The following is a 16,025-nucleotide window of genomic DNA, read 5'->3' as shown; positions in this document are numbered from 1 at the left end:
GGCGACGACGATGGCGCTCGCCGCGCCTTCGACCAGATACGTGCCGGCGAACAGCCGCTCGTCGACGGTCACCCGGCGGGGCACGCTCTCGCCGGTCAGCATCGACTCGTCGACCGCGATGGCGTGCGCCTCGACAACGGTCAGGTCGGCACTGACCCGGTCTCCCGCCTCCAACAGCACCAGGTCGTCGGGCACCAGGTCGGCCGCCGCGACGGTGAGCCGGTGCCCGTCACGGCGTACTGTCGCGGCGGCCGGCATCAGGTCGCGCAACCGGTCGGCGGCCCGGTCGGCGCGGTATTCCTGCACGAAGGCGAACACGCCGTTGACCAGCACCACCACAGCGATGGCTACGCCCAGTTCGGGCATGCCGGCGATCACGGCAAGGACCGCCGCCGCCCAGAGCAGGAGGGCGAAGAAGTGGGTGAGCTGGCGGGCCAGTAGTCGCCAGATTGCTGGCGGCCGGGAAGTCGGCAGGACGTTCGGCCCCACGCGCCGCAGCCGGTCCGCCGCCTCCTCAGCGGCCAGGCCGGCAGCCCGGACCGGCCCGGGTGCCGTCGCACTGGTCGCCATGCTCTCGACGTTACGGACAGCGGATCTGGCGGGACACGGGCAGCCGTCCCGCACGGTGGGGCCGAACGACCCGCCGGATCAGGCGGGGCGGCGCGGCCTCGACCCGGTGCAGCCGCAGGCCGACACCACTCGCCAAGAGCAGCACCGCGCCGCCGAGGAGCGGGATCCCGGCGGCGCCGCCCGCGCTGTCGGTCACACCGCCTCGGGCACGATCGGGTCAGCCAGGACGGTCCAGTCCGTTCTCATCGCAGCGAGTAGGACCGGCAGGTCGGGGTGCCGGTCGGCGTCGGCGCACACGGTGATCGTGAGGCATCCGGCGTAGGACAACGCCAGGAACGACAACGTGAGGTTGCCGGCGAGCAGGCTGACCGGCACCACGTCCAACACGGGAGCACCGAGCACAATGATCGGTTCAGGCCACCCGACGACGTTGCTTTCGATGACGTTGGTCAGGTGCTGATGCCGCGTGAACCGGTCGCATCAGCCCGGACCTCGCCAGGAACACGTGAAACATTGCTCGCCGCCGGGGAACTGCTCGCTCTTCGCGCGCCGACTTTCCGCGGCGATCACGTGTTGCCGGGCCCCGGGGTGACGGTCGCCGAGGGGCAGCCGAACTACGATCCCGCCAGCGCGGTTGCCCTCCTGTCCCTTCTCGGTCGGGCTGCGCGTCGACACCGCGACCGCAACCCGACAACCCGTCGACCGACTCACCGCGGGCGACCAGCAGAGCCCGCAAGCCTCCGGCGACCAGATTCAAAATGACGTCGTTGACCTTGCCGCCGTACGCATGAGCGGTTTCCTTGACGGCGGCCAGGTCAAGGCGTACGACCGCAAACCGCCGGCGAGGCCCGATCGGACCGCTGAGCGACGTTCTGGGTGTCCCCAGCTGCGGGCGATGCCGCGCCAACTGGCCGGTACCGACCCCACGGCCCGCCGTACCGCCGCGGGATCGGCCAGCCGTCGTGCCGTGCGCGCCACCGCGGCACTTCGTTCCAACAGGTTGTCACCGACCAGTGCACTCCAGCCCGGCGGCGGTGCGGCACGCCAGCCGCCGGGAGCGGTGTCGGTAGGCTCCGGCAGATCCAGTAACGAACGCAGCATCTGCACCGCGGCCAGGCCGTCGGCGACCGCGTGATGCAACTTGATGATCATGGCCACTCGACCGGACGGCAACTCGGTCACGAACCACAGCCGCCACAGCGGTCGCGAGCGGCTCAGCAGCGGGACCATGAGGCGCTCCGTGAGCCTGAGCAACTGCTCTTCCCCGCCGGGTGCGGCAACCTCCGCCACATCGACGTGCCGGTCGATGGCAAAGGCCGGATCGTCCACCCACAGCGAGCGGCCGGCGAGGAGCCCCGGCCGGTAGACGACCTTGGGGAGCTTCGGCACGCGGTCCAGGCGCCGCTCGATCCCCGCGCGGACAATTGTCATCCGCAAGCGTCCGTCAGCGTCCAACAGTGCGCCGCCGTCGACCACCATCAGAGCCCCGACGTGCGCGGGGGTGTCGGCGGCCTCGACTGCCAGATTGGTCAGGTCTGTGGCGCTGAGCCGGTCGAACCGTCGCCCCATCCGAACTCCCCCATTACGCTCCAGGCCCGGCCGGCGGCACTATAGACCGCGCTCGGGCGGTACAACCATCGGGTTGACCAGCGCATCCCGGACGGCGAGGGCTGCCATGTCCCGCTGGTATTGCGCCGCTGGCAGATCGCCGGCCAGCAACAGCGCGACGAGCGTTGCCTAGGCGCGCTCGACGTCGGTCAGGGCTCGGGAAGCGATCCGCGCGACACCCGGATCCCGCTGGAACGCGCGGGCCAGGCTGCCATCCGATCTCGCCAACCGGTGAAGCCAGCGAGAGATCCGGGGGGCGGCTTCGATGGCCGTGAGCAGCGCAAATACCATGAGGACGACGAGGAGCGCCATTTCGGTCACCTCCCGGGACCTGGGTGTTCACCACACCGTCGTACCCCGACCAGGGACAAGGGAAGGGTCGAAGGTCACCGAACAGATTCCACCTGGCAGGCCGCGGAAGCGGTCGACGATAAGGCGCCGGCGTGCTCCAGCGTGAGCTGCTCGACATCCGCGACCGAGGCAATCGGCAGCTTTTCCGCCAAATCGGCGAGCGCCCGCGAGACCGCGAGCTCGTCGCCGATCTCAGGCATTTCCCGGTCGTACGGGTTACGGTGCGCCGTTCCGGTGCCGCGCAGATCGGTGGCATCGTTGGTGTGCAGACGCGCCTCGGCCCAGGTACGCCGCTCGTCGGAATGTTCATCGATATTGATCTCGACGCTCCAGCGCTTGACAGTGGCCACCGCCACCACCTCCTTCATCTTCCGTTCAGTCGTCGCGGCCGCGGGGAGCCGACGACGACAAGTTGGGCCGATCGGGACGCCTCGGTGAGAGTCACCGGCTGGGACCGCGTCGGCGGGTCGGGACCATGCGTGCAGCGCCGTCAAGGGAGCACCACGCAGCGTTGCCTCGACGAAGGCTCCACCACTGATCCGGCATTCTCCTGGCCGGTCATCCGTCCTCAAAAGATAGACACCGCGACGGACCCGGCGAGACCACCGAGCGCGCCGGGCCGAACGAGCGTACGATGAAGTTATCCGGGAACCGACGACATCCCACACCTGAGGTGCCAGCCACACCGGCCCCGCCCAAGGGGATGTCATGTCCATCTTGCACGGCACACCGCCAGACCCGGCCACTACAACGCCGCCGCGGGCCCCAGCCGGCCCGCCCACAACCTCGCCGACGAGCCGAGTTCCCCGTACCCCGACGGCCTGGATCGGTATCTGCGCCACGGCGCTCACCTTCGCGGTGCTGATCGTCTTCATGCTGCAGAACACCCGCAGCGTCGAGGTCACTTTCCTTTGGATGCAGGGCATCCTGCCGCCGGCCTTGACACTGCTGATCGTCGGCGTCGGCGTGGCCATCCTGGCCGTGGTGCTGGGTGCCGCCCGCATCACCCAACTGCGCCGCCTGTCCCGTCAACGCCACTGAGCCGCGCCCGCCCGGTTTTGCCTTGCCTTCGCCGCCTGCCCCATCCCTCTCCTCGCCCGATTCCGGCGAGCGCCCCGCCGCCGGTAGAAGATCCACGATAGGAAGGAAACCAGCATGGCAACCATCGTCGACCGGATCCGCACACTCCTGCACAACCCCGAAGGACAACGGATCAGCCGCCAAGCACGGGACCAGCTCAACAAGCCCGACAACCAGCGCCGGCTGCGCCAGCTCGCGCAGCGACTCCGTCGACGCGGATGACTCTCGGCGAGCCCGTCCGATAGCCAGAGTTCAGCCACCGGCGACCCGGCAATGGGCGGGGCGTCGACGGTCAGTTCGTAGTATCCGCGGCGCAGGTTCTGCATGAACGCTTGTCCGTCGCCGGGACGGCGTCGAAGAAGGCGTCGTGCCCGCCGCCCACTCCAGTGGGCAGCAAAACACCGGATACGTCGGCTGTGGGCGGATGCCGTGGCGGCCTCGATCTCCGGGGCCGCCACGGGCATCACACCTGCACGGGGTTCCACACTCTCACCTGATGTGCACGAATGCCGGCGACCCGCTGTCCCGTAGCGGGTCCACGTGAAGTACATCTCGCAGGGGCTACCTGGCCTCGCTCGGTGCGCTCACACCTTGGTGGTACGCACCTCGCGCCGGCGCCCCCTCTTACGCTGAGGGACAGGGCCACTGGGTTGGTGGCTCTCGACCGGAATCGAGACCGGCATGGACAGCATGTATTTCCCTCGAACAAGGCGCCACATGATCCGCGTCCTCGCGGTCGGCGTCGTCACACTGCTGGCGCTCACCGCAGCGACGCCGACCTCCGACCACGCCACCACGGCCCCGGTCACCGCCGCCGACACGACCGCAGCCGCGGTGACGGGTCCGTCGCCCGGCACATTCACCGGACTGGGCTTCGACGCCTGCACCGCCCCGTCAGCAGAAACGATGCAGGTGTGGCTGACTGCCTCTCCGTACAGAGCGATCGGTATCTACTTCGGCGGTATCAACCGCGCATGTACCCAGCCCAACCTGACCGTTTCGTGGGTCACCGAGCAGCAGGCCGCGGGCTGGCATCTCATGCCGATCTATCTCGGGCTGCAGGCACCGTGCACGACGTCCACCAAGCGCTATCTCATCGACCCGGCGAACGCGGTGGCGCAGGGACGCGCACAAGCCGAAGACGCGGTCGCCCAGGCAAAGGCAGTCGGCCTGGCACCGGAAAGCGTACTCATCTTCGACATGGAGGCGTACCGGACCGACGATGCCGCCTGCCGCTCCGGGGTGCTCGCTTTCCTGAGCGCGTGGACGGCGCGGCTCCACGACCTCGGCTACCTCTCCGGCTTCTACGGCAGCATGGGCTCAGGCGTCGCCGACCAGGTCGCCGCCTACAACACGCCCGGCTACGTCCGCCCCGACTACGTGGACTTCGCCCGCTGGGACGGGATCGCCGCGGTGTCCGACCCGGCTGTCCCCAGCGGTTACTGGTCTCCGCAGCGGCGGATGAAGCAGTACCGGGGCGGCCACGACGAGACGTGGGGCGGGGTGACGATCAACATCGACAACGACTATCTGGAGGTTGCTCCCATTCCGGCAACCCCCTTCGGAGACTTCACCGGCAACGGTTGGTCCGACCTGCTGAGCCGCCAGCCCTCCACTGGCAACCTGTATCTCTACGCGGGCAACGGGACGTCCCTCGGTAACCGCACGACCATCGGCGTGGGATGGAACGGCATGGATGTCATCATCCGGACGGACTTCACCCGGGACGGTCACGAAGACGTTATCGCCCGCGCCAAGTCAACCGGCTACCTCTGGCTGTATCCGCACACCCCGTCGGGATTGGCCAGCCGGATCCTCATCGGTACAAGCTGGAACTCCATGCGCGAGATCACCCCCGCCAACGACTTCAACCGAGACGGCTACCGCGACCTGCTCGCCGTGCAGACCTCCACCGGATACCTGTACCTGTACCCGGGCCGCGGCACGTCGTTCGGCCCGCGGGTGCTTGTCGGAACCGGCTGGAACAGCATGGACGAACTCGCGGGAATCGGCGACTTCAACCGTGACGGCTATCAAGACCTCATCGCCCGGCAGAAGACCACCGGCTACCTCTTCCTCTATCCAGGACGGGCCGGCGGGTTCGGTGCCAAGCTACAGGTCGGCACCGGATGGAACAGCATGCGTGACCTGGTCGGCATCGGCGACTTCAACCGCGACGGCTACCCGGACCTGCTCGCGATTGAGAAGTCCACGAGCTATCTGTACTTCTACCGCGGTCGGGGCACGAGCTTCGCCGCCAGAATCCGGATCGGCACGAGCTGGGGCGGTATGCAGCCCCTGCTGTAGATGTACGGCGTACGTGAGCGGAAGCGTCGAGAGTGGCGGCGCCTCCGCGAGCCCGGGGCGGACCTCCCCGTCGGATCCGGCGCGGCCCTCGCATGGCCGGGCTGACTAGCGCGGACAGGGCCCGCAGCCGTCCCAAGTAGTCACCGGCTGGATCGCTTAGACCCAGGCGAGCGCTCTGAACTTCGACTGGCACGGTCGAGAGCCCGTCGCTATGGCCGCGTGCGTAGTTGATGCGCCGGCGCCTGATGGCGAACCTAGACGGGGATTTCGGCGCTGAGGACGATGGTGCGTTCCTCGGGCAGGTGAAGGAACTCGACTTGGCTGGCGGCGTTGTGGGCGAGGGCGATGAACAGGCGTTTACGCCAGATGGCCATACCGGGGCTACGGGTGCACCGCAGGGTGATCCTCGAGACGAAGTAGGAGACCTCGTCGGCGCCGATCCCTTCGCCGAGGGGGTGGGTGGCGGCGCGGCGCAGGACCTCGGGGAAGTCGGTGGGGTCCTGGAATCCGAAGACGGCGGTGATGTGGATGATGCCGTCGTTCGGGTCGCCGAGATCGTCGATGGTGAGTCGCTGATCCCATGGAATGTGCGGGACGTTGGCGGTGCGACCGGAGATGATCACGATCCGTTCGTGCCGGACGTGGTTGTGCGCCACGTTCGCGCGCAGTGCCAGCGGCGTCGTCTCCTTGTTCGGGTGGGGGAACACCGCCGTGCCCGGCACCCAGGGGATGTTCGTCGCGTGCAGCTTGTCGATGAACTCCGATAGTGGGCCTTCCCGTTCGATCCGTCGCGGGGTGACGAGCTCAGCTCCACGCCGCCACGTCAACAGGATCGTGAACACGGTGATCGCGATGAGCAGGGTCAGCCAGCCGCCGTGGCTGACCTTGGCCAGGTTCGCGGTGAAGAAGGTCAGCTCGATGCTGCCGAAGACGACCCCGAACAGCACCAGCTGCCAGGTGGTCCAGTGCCACAGCATCCGTGCGACGACGAGGAACAGGGTCGTGGTGATCAGGAATGTGCCGGTGACTGCCACCCCGTAGGCGGCGGCAAGGTTCGTGGATGTGCGGAACGCGAACGTCACCAGCAGGACTGCCGCGAACAGGCTCCAGTTCACTCCGGGCGCGTAGATTTGCCCGTACTCGCGGCGGGAGGTCTGCCGGATGCGAAGGTGCGGCAGGAAGCCCAGCCGCATGGCCTCCCGGGACACCGAGAACGCCCCGGAGATCACCGCCTGGGACGCGATCACGGTGGCCACGGTGGCCAGGACGACCATCGGCAGCTGCGCCCAGTCCGGCAGCAGCAGGAAGAACGGATTGGCCCGGCTGTCCGGCGTCCGGAGGATCAACGCGCCTTGGCCGAGGTAGTTGAGAGTCAACGCGGGGAACACCATCGCGAACCAGGCCCGGCGGATCGGGGCGCGGCCGAAATGGCCCATGTCGGCGTAGAGCGCTTCGGCGCCGGTGACCACCAGCACGACGGCGCCCATCGCGATGAACGCGATGACCGGGTGGTCCACGACGAAAAGAGCCGCATACGTCGGTGAAAGGCCGGCCAGAACGCTCGGGTGACGTAGCACCTCGGCCGCGCCGGCCACGGCCAGACTGGCGAACCAGAGCACCATGATCGGCCCGAAGACGGCCCCGACCCGTCCGGTGCCCCATCTCTGAATGGCGAACAGCAGGGTGAGGATCACCGCCGACACCGGCAGCACCACCACCGCCCACCGTGGGGAGGTGACCTCCAGACCTTCCACCGCCGACAACACCGAGATCGCCGGGGTGATCACACTGTCGCCGTAGAACAGGGCAGCACCCAGCGCCCCAAGCGCCAGCACGCTAGCGGCGCGCTTTTCGCTGGCCTTGAGCAGCGCCCGTCGGGCGAGTGCGGCCAGGGCCATCACTCCGCCCTCGCCCTCGTTGTCGGCCCGCAGGATGAAGATGACATATTTGACCGACACGACCAGGATGATCGACCAGAAGACCCACGAGATCACCCCGAACACGTCGGGAGCGTCCGGTGTCAGGCTCCGGTCGAGGGTGAAGACGGTCTTCAGCGCGTACAGCGGGCTGGTGCCGATATCGCCGTACACGACACCCAACGCGCCCAGCAGCAACCCCAGCCCCGCCGTCGGACGACCCGCCAGGGATGTCTGAGAGGCCGTCCCACCATCCTCGGTTGGCCCCTCACCGCCTACCGCAGGCTGCTCGTTGTTCGCTCGCTCCGTCACCCCACAGGCATACCAACCCGCACGCCGCTTCTACCCCAGACCGCCGAACTTCGGTCAGGGCAGCTGTGCAGGACAGAGCGCAAGAGGGTCGGGCAGCGTGCTCACGAGCTGGGCAGGCCATCGCCAGGCATCCTGCCGACAGCCCGTCGCCCCTGCCCCGAAAGCAGCGGGGAAAAACGTCAGGCATGAGCCTGCTGACGCCACAGCAGGCAATATTTCCCGCATTTTCCCGACGCAGCGGTCCCGTGTGAAAACGGTGTCAAAATTCGGCGGGCGCGCGTAGCAGATCTGTGAAAGCTGTCGACGGTTAACGGCCGGTGGGACTGGTATGGCCTCAAGGCGGGCCTGAGCGTGCGGGCCCCCGCTGTCGCCCGGAGGCGTGCTGTGGCTGTCGATCGAGATCAGGAAACTCCGGCGGTCGGGGAGCCGACCCCCATCGGGATCAGGATCGCGGGCGGCGTGGTGCTGGTGGTCGGGGCGGCAATGCTCGCGGCGGTGGCCTTCGCACCGACCGAACTGCCCGCCCGGGCCCTGCTGGTCGCCGTCGTGGTCGGCGCGTACGCGGCGGTGGTGGCCGACCTGCGGGCGGTCGCGGCGGTGGCCGCGCTCGCCGCGGCGACCTTCGTCGGCTTCCTCGCGCACCACTACGGGGATCTGACCGGCGCCGGGAACGCCTGGTCGTACGTTGTGCTGATCGGCTTGGCGGCGGTCCTCGGCACCGGCTACCGGTACCTCAGGTCGATCAACGCGGACGACGACGAGGTGGCTCCGCTGATCCGGCGACCCGTTCCCGGCTCCTCCGTCGTCGCCCCGCCGGACGACGCGCCAAGGGGGCCTCGTGCGGCCTGACCCGGTCGTGACCGGCCAGCCGGCCGGTGCGACGGAGGGGCTGCTCTCCATCGAGGTGGAGCTGGTGACCGGGCGCGGCCGCAACTGGTGGCCGCGCCCCGGGCGGGTCTTCACCGCCGGTCCCGGGCACACTTTCGCCGAGCTGGCCGAGGCGATTGACGTCGCCTTCGGCCGCTGGGACCTGGCCCATCTGCGGATGTTACGTCCTGCCGGGCGGGATCGAGCTCAGCTGGTCGGCCTGGCGGGACGGGCCGGTCTTCCCCGGCACCCTCGACGGCCGGTCCCGCCGGCTCGACCTGCTGCGCCCGGCACCTCGTTCGCCTACGTGTTCGACCTCGGCGAGGACTGGACGCACATGTGCACCGTCCGTCCCGCCGACGACCGCTGGCCTGCGCCGCCACAGGCGCCCCGCCCGCTGTGTGGGTGGGGATCTGTTCCGGACCAGTACGGGCGGAATTTCGCGGACGCCCGCCCTGCTGCCGGCCCGCCCGGCCGATCGGCGGCAATGTTTGCGGATTTCCCAGCGATCCTGCCCATTTGGGGAACGCGCCCCTGAACGGCCCGCGCGCTGTGACCGCCTTCACCCCGATCAGGGGACCTCGTCAAAACGGCGTCAAGAGTCGGCGAATTGTCGTCATGGTCGCGTTAACGACCCTGTCCGCTTCAGATGCGGGGAGCTTTGATTGCCCGGCGCGGCCGAAGCGGCCGCGGAACAACTATGCGTTCTGAGGAGTCAGCGGTGTCTGACGTGGTGTTCGTGCTGTTGACGGTGGGGCTGTTCGCAGTGCTCGCCCTCGTCGTGAGGGGTGTGGAGAAGCTGTGAGCGCGGTGAACGCCGTCGGTCTGGTGCTGGCGATCGGCCTGGCCGTGTTCCTGGTCGTCGCCCTGCTGTTCCCGGAGCGCTTCTGATGACCACGACCACAGCCGGCATCATCTTCATTCTGGTCCTGGTGGCGGCGCTCGCCGCCGCCTACAAGCCGTTCGGTGACTACATGTACCGCGTGGTCTCCGGCACCCGGCACTCCCGCGTCGAGCGGGTGGTCTACCGCCTGGTCGGGGTGAACCCGGCCGCCGAGCAGAGCTGGGGCGTGTACGCCCGCAGCGTGCTGGCCTTCTCCGCGGTGTCGGTCCTGTTCCTGTACGCGTTCATGCGCCTGCAGAACCACCTGTGGCTGTCCCTGGGCTTCCCCCCGGTGATGACCCATGGCGCGTGGAACACCGCGGTCTCGTTCGTGACCAACACGAACTGGCAGTGGTACTCGGGTGAGTCGACCATGGGCCACCTGGTGCAGATGGCTGGTCTGGCGGTGCAGAACTTCGCGTCCGCCGCGGTCGGCATCGCCGTCGCGGTCGCCCTGGTCCGTGGGTTCGCCCGTAGCCGCACCGGTGACGTGGGCAACTTCTGGGTCGACCTGACCCGGATCACCCTGCGTGTCCTGCTGCCGATCTCGGTGCTCGGCGCGCTCGTGCTGATGGCGGCCGGGGCGGTGCAGAACCTGTCCGGCGGCACCGACGTGACCACCCTGACGGGTGCCACCCAGCACATCACCGGCGGCCCGGTGGCCAGCCAGGAGATCATCAAGGAGCTCGGCACCAACGGTGGCGGCTTCTACAACGTCAACAGCGCCCACCCGTTCGAGAACCCGACGACCTGGACCAACTGGCTGGAGATCTTCCTGCTGCTGGTGATCCCGTTCAGCCTGCCCCGGGTCTTCGGCCGGATGGTCGGCCAGAACCGGCAGGGCTACGCGATCGCCGCGGTCATGGCGATCCTCGCCCTGGCCAGCATCACCCTGACCAACGTCTTCGAGCTGGCCGGCCGCGGCACGGTCCCGCAGGCGGTCGGCGCCGCGCTGGAGGGCAAGGAGGTCCGGTTCGACGTGTCGAACTCGGCGACCTTCGCCGCCGCCACCACGTTGACGTCGACCGGCTCGGTGAACTCGTTCCACGACTCGTACACAGCGCTCGGCGGCGGGGTGCTGATGGGCAACATGATGCTCGGTGAGGTGGCACCGGGTGGCACCGGCTCCGGCCTCTACGGCCTGCTGATCCTGGCGGTGATCACGGTGTTCGTCGCCGGCCTGATGGTCGGGCGGACCCCGGAGTTCATCGGCAAGAAGATCGGCTCGCGCGAGATGAAGCTCGCCTCGCTGTACTTCCTGATCACCCCAGCCCTGGTGCTGGCCGGTACGGCTGCGGCGTTCGCCACTGGCAACAACTCGACCGCGTTGAACGTCGGCCCGCACGGTCTGTCCGAGGTGCTCTACGCGTTCACCTCGGCGGCCAACAACAACGGCTCCGCGTTCGCCGGCATCACGGTGAACACGCCCTGGTGGGACACCGCGCTGGGTCTGTGCATGCTGCTCGGCCGGCTCCTGCCGATCATCTTCGTGCTCGCGCTGGCCGGCTCCCTGGCGCGTCAGCGACCCACCCCCGCCTCCGAGGGCACCCTGCCGACCCACCGACCGCTCTTCGTCGGGATGGTCGTTGGCGTCGCGGTGATCCTCGTGGCGCTGACCTTCCTGCCCGCGCTTGCGCTCGGCCCCCTCGCTGAGGGGCTGTGACCATCATGAGGAACGAGGACATGTCCGTCACGCCCGTGACATCCGGCGGCACCAGCGAACAGCCGGTCGCCGGCACCCCAGCCACCCACGGCAACCGGGTGGGCGGGGGCCTGCTCGACCCGAAGCAGCTGATCCGGTCCCTGCCGGACGCGCTGCGTAAGCTCGACCCCCGTACGCTCTGGCGCAACCCGGTGATGTTCATCGTGGAGATCGGCGCCGTCTTCACCACCGTCCTGGCGGTGGCCGACCCGTCGGTCTTCGCCTGGGCCATCACCGTCTGGCTGTGGCTGACCGTGGTCTTCGCGAACCTGGCCGAGGCGGTCGCCGAGGGCCGGGGCAAGGCCCAGGCCGCCGCCCTCCGGAAGGCGAAGACGGACACCGTCGCCACCCGCCTTGTCGGCTGGACCCCGGGCATGGCCCCGAATGCCTACCGCACCGAGGACGTCCCGGCGCCGCAGTTGAAGCTGGGCGACGTCGTCGTGGTCGAGGCCGGCCAGATCATCCCCGGCGACGGCGACGTGGTCGAGGGCATCGCCAGCGTGGACGAGTCGGCCATCACCGGCGAGTCCGCGCCGGTCATCCGGGAGTCCGGTGGTGACCGCAGCGCGGTCACCGGCGGCACCAAGGTGCTCTCCGACCGGATCATCGTCAAGATCACCCAGAAGCCGGGCGAGAGCTTCATCGACCGGATGATCGCCCTGGTCGAGGGGGCGAACCGGCAGAAGACCCCGAACGAGATCGCGCTGAACATCCTGCTCGCCGCGCTCACGATCATCTTCCTGCTGGCCGTGGTCACCCTCCAGCCGCTGGCGATCTTCTCCAAGGGCTACCAGGCGGCGGCTCCCGACACCGGAGCGATCACCGACGCCGGCGTCACCGGCGTGGTGCTGGTGTCCCTGCTGGTCTGCCTCATCCCGACCACCATCGGGGCGCTGCTGTCCGCGATCGGCATCGCCGGCATGGACCGCCTGGTGCAGCGCAACGTGCTGGCCATGAGCGGCCGGGCCGTCGAGGCGGCTGGCGACGTGAACACCCTGCTGCTGGACAAGACCGGCACCATCACCCTCGGCAACCGGCAGGCCTCCGAGTTCCTGCCAGTCGAGGGGGTGACCGCGTCGGAGGTCGCCGACGCCGCGCAGCTGTCCAGCCTCGCCGACGAGACCCCCGAGGGCCGGTCCATCGTGGTGCTCGCGAAGAACGAGTTCGGGCTGCGCGAGCGCGAGCCGGGCCTGATCCCGCACGCCACCTTCGTGCCGTTCAGCGCGCAGACCCGGATGAGCGGCGTCGACCTGACGCCCGAGGACGCCGGGCCGGCCCAGCGGATCCGCAAGGGTGCCGCCGCCGCGGTCATGAAGTGGGTCCGCGAGCACGGCGGCCACCCCACCGAGCAGGTGGGGCAGATGGTCGACGAGATCAGCGGCATCGGTGGCACTCCGCTCGTCGTCGCCGAGCACATCGAGGGCCAGGTGGCCCGGACCCTCGGCGTCATCCACCTGAAGGACATCGTCAAGACGGGGATGAAGGAGCGGTTCGACGAGATGCGGCGGATGGGCATCCGCACCGTCATGATCACCGGTGACAACCCGCGTACCGCCAGGGCGATCGCCGACGAGGCCGGGGTGGACGACTTCCTCGCCGAGGCCACTCCGGAGGACAAGCTCGCCCTGATCAAGAAGGAGCAGGAGGGCGGCCGGCTGGTCGCGATGACCGGTGACGGCACCAACGACGCGCCGGCCCTCGCCCAGGCGGATGTCGGCGTGGCCATGAACACCGGCACGTCGGCCGCCAAGGAGGCCGGCAACATGGTCGACCTCGACTCCGACCCGACAAAGCTGATCGAGATCGTGGAGATCGGCAAGCAGTTGCTGATCACCCGGGGTGCGCTGACCACGTTCAGCATCGCGAACGACATCGCCAAGTACTTCGCGATCATCCCGGCCATGTTCGCCGGCATCTACCCGAGCCTGGACGCGCTGAACATCATGCGGCTGCACAGCCCGGAGTCGGCGATCCTGTCGGCGGTCATCTTCAACGCGCTCATCATCATCGCGCTGATCCCGCTGGCCCTGCGCGGCGTGCGCTACCGGCCCGCTAGCGCGTCGAAGCTGCTCAGCCGCAACCTGTGGCTCTACGGCCTCGGCGGCATCGTGGTGCCGTTCATCGGCATCAAGCTCATCGACCTGCTCATCCAGTTCATCCCAGGGATCTCGTGATGCGCCTTCCTTCCTGGCTCACCCAACATCTGGCCGCGCTGCGCGCACTGCTCGTCTTCACCGTCCTGCTCGGCCTCGCCTACCCGCTGGCCCTCGTCGCCGTCGGCCGGCTCCCCGGCCTCCACGACAAGGCCGACGGTTCGCTCGTGAGCGTGAACGGCACGACCGTCGGCAGTTCGCTCCTCGGCCAGTCGTTCACCGACAAGGACGGCAACCCCGTCCCGCGCTACTTCCAGTCCCGGCCGTCGGCCGCCGGCGACGGCTACGACCCCACGTCCACCGCGGCCAGCAACCTGGGCCCGGAGAGCGTGGTCGACACCATCGCCGCCAACCCCGACGACTCGACGCAGAGCCTGCTCACGCAGGTCTGCTCGCGCAGCAAGGCGGTCGGTGAACTCGACGGCGTCGACGGCCGGCGGCCGTACTGCACGTCGGACGGGGTGGGCGCGGTGCTGGCCGTGTTCCACCGCAACGGCCTCACCGGCCCGATCACCCGGGTGGTCAGCGTCAACCAGGTCGCCCCGGCCACCCCCTTCATCAGCAGCTACCAAGGGGTGCCGGTGGAGCTGGCGAAGCCTGACCACGACTACGTCGCCGAGGGCGGGATCATCACCCCGATCCGGGGTGACGCTCCCGCCAAGCCCGCCGTGCCGGCCGACGCCGTCACGGCCAGCGGCAGCGGCCTCGACCCACACATCAGCCCCGCGTACGCGGAGATCCAGGTGGCCCGGGTGGCGCGCGAGCGCGGCGCGGACCCGGCGAAGATCCGCCGCGTGGTGCAGGAGCACATCGCCGGCCGGTCGCTCGGCTTCATGGGCGCGCCCGCGGTCAACGTGCTCGAGCTCAACCTCGCGCTCGACAAGGAGTTCCCCGTCCGCTGACCAGGCGGTCGTGGGCGGGGTCACCATCCGGTGGCCCCGCCCACGCCGCTCGATCGTCCGATGACCGGTGGCCCCGGGAATCAGGGAGGATGTTTCCGTGCCAAGGGGAGAGCTCCGCATCTACCTCGGTGCCGCCCCGGGCGTCGGCAAGACGTACGCGATGCTGGAGGAGGCCCAGCGGCGCTGCGCGCGCGGCACCGACGTGGTGATCAGCATGGTCGAGACCCACGGCCGCCCGCACACCGCCGCGATGATCGGCGACCTGGAAGTCGTGCCCCGCCGCACGATCACCTACCGCGGCGCGGAGTTCACCGAGATGGACCTCGACGCGGTGCTGGCCCGCCGGCCCGAGGTCGCCGTGGTCGACGAGCTGGCGCACACTAACGTGCCGGGCTCGCGCAACGAGAAGCGCTGGCAGGACGTCCAGGAGCTGCTCGCCGCCGGGATCAGCGTGCTGACCACGGTCAATGTCCAGCACCTGGAGTCGCTCAACGACGTCGTCGCGCAGATCACCGGCACCACCCAGCGGGAGACCCTCCCCGACCAGGTGGTCCGCGCCGCCGAGCAGGTCGAGCTGGTGGACATGACCCCGGAGGCGCTGCGCCGGCGGATGGCCCACGGCAACATCTACCGCCCGGACAAGATCGACGCCGCGCTCGGCAACTACTTCCGCGTCGGCAACCTCACCGCTCTGCGCGAGCTGGCTCTGCTCTGGCTCGCCGACAAGGTCGACGACCAGCTCGACGCGTACCGCGCCCAGCAGGGCATCTCCGCTACCTGGGAGGCCCGGGAGCGGGTGGTGGTGGCACTCACCGGCGGCCCGGAGGGCGAGACGCTGATCCGGCGGGCGGCCCGCATCGCCGCCCGGAGCAAGGGCGCTGACCTGCTCGCCGTGCACGTGGCCCGCAGCGACGGCTTGGCCGGCGCGGACCCGGCCCAGCTAGCCCGGCAGCGGGTGCTGGTGGAGAGCCTCGGCGGCACGTACCACCAGGTGCTCGGCACCGACATCCCGTCCGCGCTCCTGGACTTCGCTCGCGGCGTCAACGCCACCCAGCTCGTCCTCGGCGCCAGCCGCCGCGGCCGGTTCGCGCAGATCTTCTCCCGAGGCGTCGGCGTCACCACCACCGCGCTGTCCGGACCGATCGACGTGCACCTGGTCACCCACCCCGAAGCCGCCCGGGGCCGGTGGGTGGTCGGGGTGCCGGCGGCGCTGTCGCGGCGCCGACGCCTGCTCGGCTTCGCGCTCGCCGGGTTCGGCATGCCGCTGCTCACCATGCTGCTGCTGGCGCTGCCGGATCTCTCCCTCACCACCGACATCCTGCTGTTTCTGGCTGGTGTCGTCGGCGTGGCCCTGGTGGGCGGGATGTGGCCGGC

16 protein-coding genes and 1 pseudogene are annotated in these 16,025 nt (G+C 69.2%); 10 read left to right on the top strand and 7 right to left on the bottom strand.

The window, feature by feature from the left end; translation table 11 throughout:
- The 6 genes and pseudogenes from DKL51_RS24410 to DKL51_RS24385 all read right to left on the bottom strand — a co-directional run.
- Positions 1–570, bottom strand: a 570-nt coding sequence (locus tag DKL51_RS24410; protein ID WP_260428653.1) for a P-type ATPase actuator domain-containing protein, incomplete at its 3' end; no start/stop codon positions are given.
- A gap of 192 nt (positions 571–762) precedes the next feature.
- Positions 763–1,029: pseudogene (locus DKL51_RS24405) on the bottom strand (WS/DGAT domain-containing protein); the annotation flags it as partial.
- Positions 983–1,423, bottom strand: coding sequence for a wax ester/triacylglycerol synthase domain-containing protein (locus tag DKL51_RS37280; protein WP_369008644.1), 441 nt, complete (start codon positions 1,421–1,423; stop codon positions 983–985). The pseudogene DKL51_RS24405 and the gene DKL51_RS37280, both read right to left, overlap by 47 nt.
- Positions 1,324–2,139: a wax ester/triacylglycerol synthase domain-containing protein gene (locus DKL51_RS24395; protein ID WP_124812549.1), complete on the bottom strand. Its 816-nt coding sequence runs from the start codon at positions 2,137–2,139 to the stop codon at positions 1,324–1,326. The genes DKL51_RS37280 and DKL51_RS24395 overlap by 100 nt, the downstream gene beginning before the upstream one ends.
- A gap of 168 nt (positions 2,140–2,307) precedes the next feature.
- A complete protein-coding gene (locus DKL51_RS24390) occupies positions 2,308–2,490 on the bottom strand; it encodes a hypothetical protein (RefSeq protein WP_124812548.1) in 183 nt (60 codons plus the stop codon).
- Positions 2,491–2,564: 74 nt separating this feature from the next.
- The gene (locus DKL51_RS24385) at positions 2,565–2,897 is read right to left on the bottom strand and encodes a DUF1876 domain-containing protein (RefSeq protein WP_185734909.1); all 333 of its coding nucleotides are present in this window, start codon (positions 2,895–2,897) and stop codon (positions 2,565–2,567) included.
- Positions 2,898–3,387: 490 nt separating this feature from the next.
- Between DKL51_RS24385 and DKL51_RS24380 the strand changes: the two genes are divergently transcribed.
- The 3 genes from DKL51_RS24380 (at position 3,388) to DKL51_RS24375 (ending at position 5,916) form a co-directional block, all read left to right on the top strand.
- Complete coding sequence (locus DKL51_RS24380; RefSeq protein ID WP_109945364.1) at positions 3,388–3,570, top strand: LapA family protein; 183 nt, start codon at positions 3,388–3,390, stop codon at positions 3,568–3,570.
- Positions 3,571–3,684: 114 nt separating this feature from the next.
- A complete protein-coding gene (locus DKL51_RS35125; RefSeq protein WP_165823149.1) occupies positions 3,685–3,831 on the top strand; it encodes a hypothetical protein in 147 nt (48 codons plus the stop codon).
- A gap of 495 nt (positions 3,832–4,326) precedes the next feature.
- The gene (locus tag DKL51_RS24375; protein ID WP_165823150.1) at positions 4,327–5,916 is read left to right on the top strand and encodes a glycoside hydrolase domain-containing protein; all 1,590 of its coding nucleotides are present in this window, start codon (positions 4,327–4,329) and stop codon (positions 5,914–5,916) included.
- Between the two features lie 254 nt (positions 5,917–6,170).
- On the opposite strand, the gene DKL51_RS24370 is transcribed toward DKL51_RS24375, so the two are convergent.
- Positions 6,171–8,030, bottom strand: coding sequence for a potassium transporter Kup (locus DKL51_RS24370; protein ID WP_279306383.1), 1,860 nt, complete (start codon positions 8,028–8,030; stop codon positions 6,171–6,173).
- A 573-nt stretch (positions 8,031–8,603) separates the two neighbouring features.
- Between DKL51_RS24370 and DKL51_RS24365 the strand changes: the two genes are divergently transcribed.
- The 7 genes from DKL51_RS24365 to DKL51_RS24335 form a co-directional block, all read left to right on the top strand.
- The gene (locus tag DKL51_RS24365) at positions 8,604–8,993 is read left to right on the top strand and encodes a hypothetical protein (RefSeq protein WP_109945366.1); all 390 of its coding nucleotides are present in this window, start codon (positions 8,604–8,606) and stop codon (positions 8,991–8,993) included.
- A complete protein-coding gene (locus tag DKL51_RS24360) occupies positions 8,983–9,549 on the top strand; it encodes a hypothetical protein (protein WP_109945367.1) in 567 nt (188 codons plus the stop codon). Before DKL51_RS24365 ends, DKL51_RS24360 begins: the two co-directional genes overlap by 11 nt.
- 263 nt (positions 9,550–9,812) lie before the next feature.
- Complete coding sequence (kdpF, locus tag DKL51_RS24355) at positions 9,813–9,902, top strand: K(+)-transporting ATPase subunit F (RefSeq protein WP_074475088.1); 90 nt, start codon at positions 9,813–9,815, stop codon at positions 9,900–9,902.
- Positions 9,902–11,557, top strand: coding sequence for a potassium-transporting ATPase subunit KdpA (gene kdpA, locus DKL51_RS24350; protein WP_109945368.1), 1,656 nt, complete (start codon positions 9,902–9,904; stop codon positions 11,555–11,557). Before kdpF ends, kdpA begins: the two co-directional genes overlap by 1 nt.
- A gap of 20 nt (positions 11,558–11,577) precedes the next feature.
- A complete protein-coding gene (gene kdpB, locus DKL51_RS24345; protein WP_243420786.1) occupies positions 11,578–13,770 on the top strand; it encodes a potassium-transporting ATPase subunit KdpB in 2,193 nt (730 codons plus the stop codon).
- A complete protein-coding gene (locus DKL51_RS24340) occupies positions 13,770–14,651 on the top strand; it encodes a potassium-transporting ATPase subunit C (RefSeq protein WP_109945369.1) in 882 nt (293 codons plus the stop codon). Before kdpB ends, DKL51_RS24340 begins: the two co-directional genes overlap by 1 nt.
- Before the next feature lie 97 nt (positions 14,652–14,748).
- Positions 14,749–16,025: universal stress protein (locus tag DKL51_RS24335; protein ID WP_185734908.1), on the top strand; the 1,277-nt coding region annotated here is incomplete at its 3' end.

Origin of the sequence: Micromonospora globispora, from assembly GCF_003857015.1 — a bacterium.
Taxonomy (GTDB): domain Bacteria; phylum Actinomycetota; class Actinomycetes; order Mycobacteriales; family Micromonosporaceae; genus Micromonospora; species Micromonospora globispora.
Note: the sequence above shows the minus strand (reverse complement) of the source record. Positions and strands in the feature narration are given on the sequence as shown.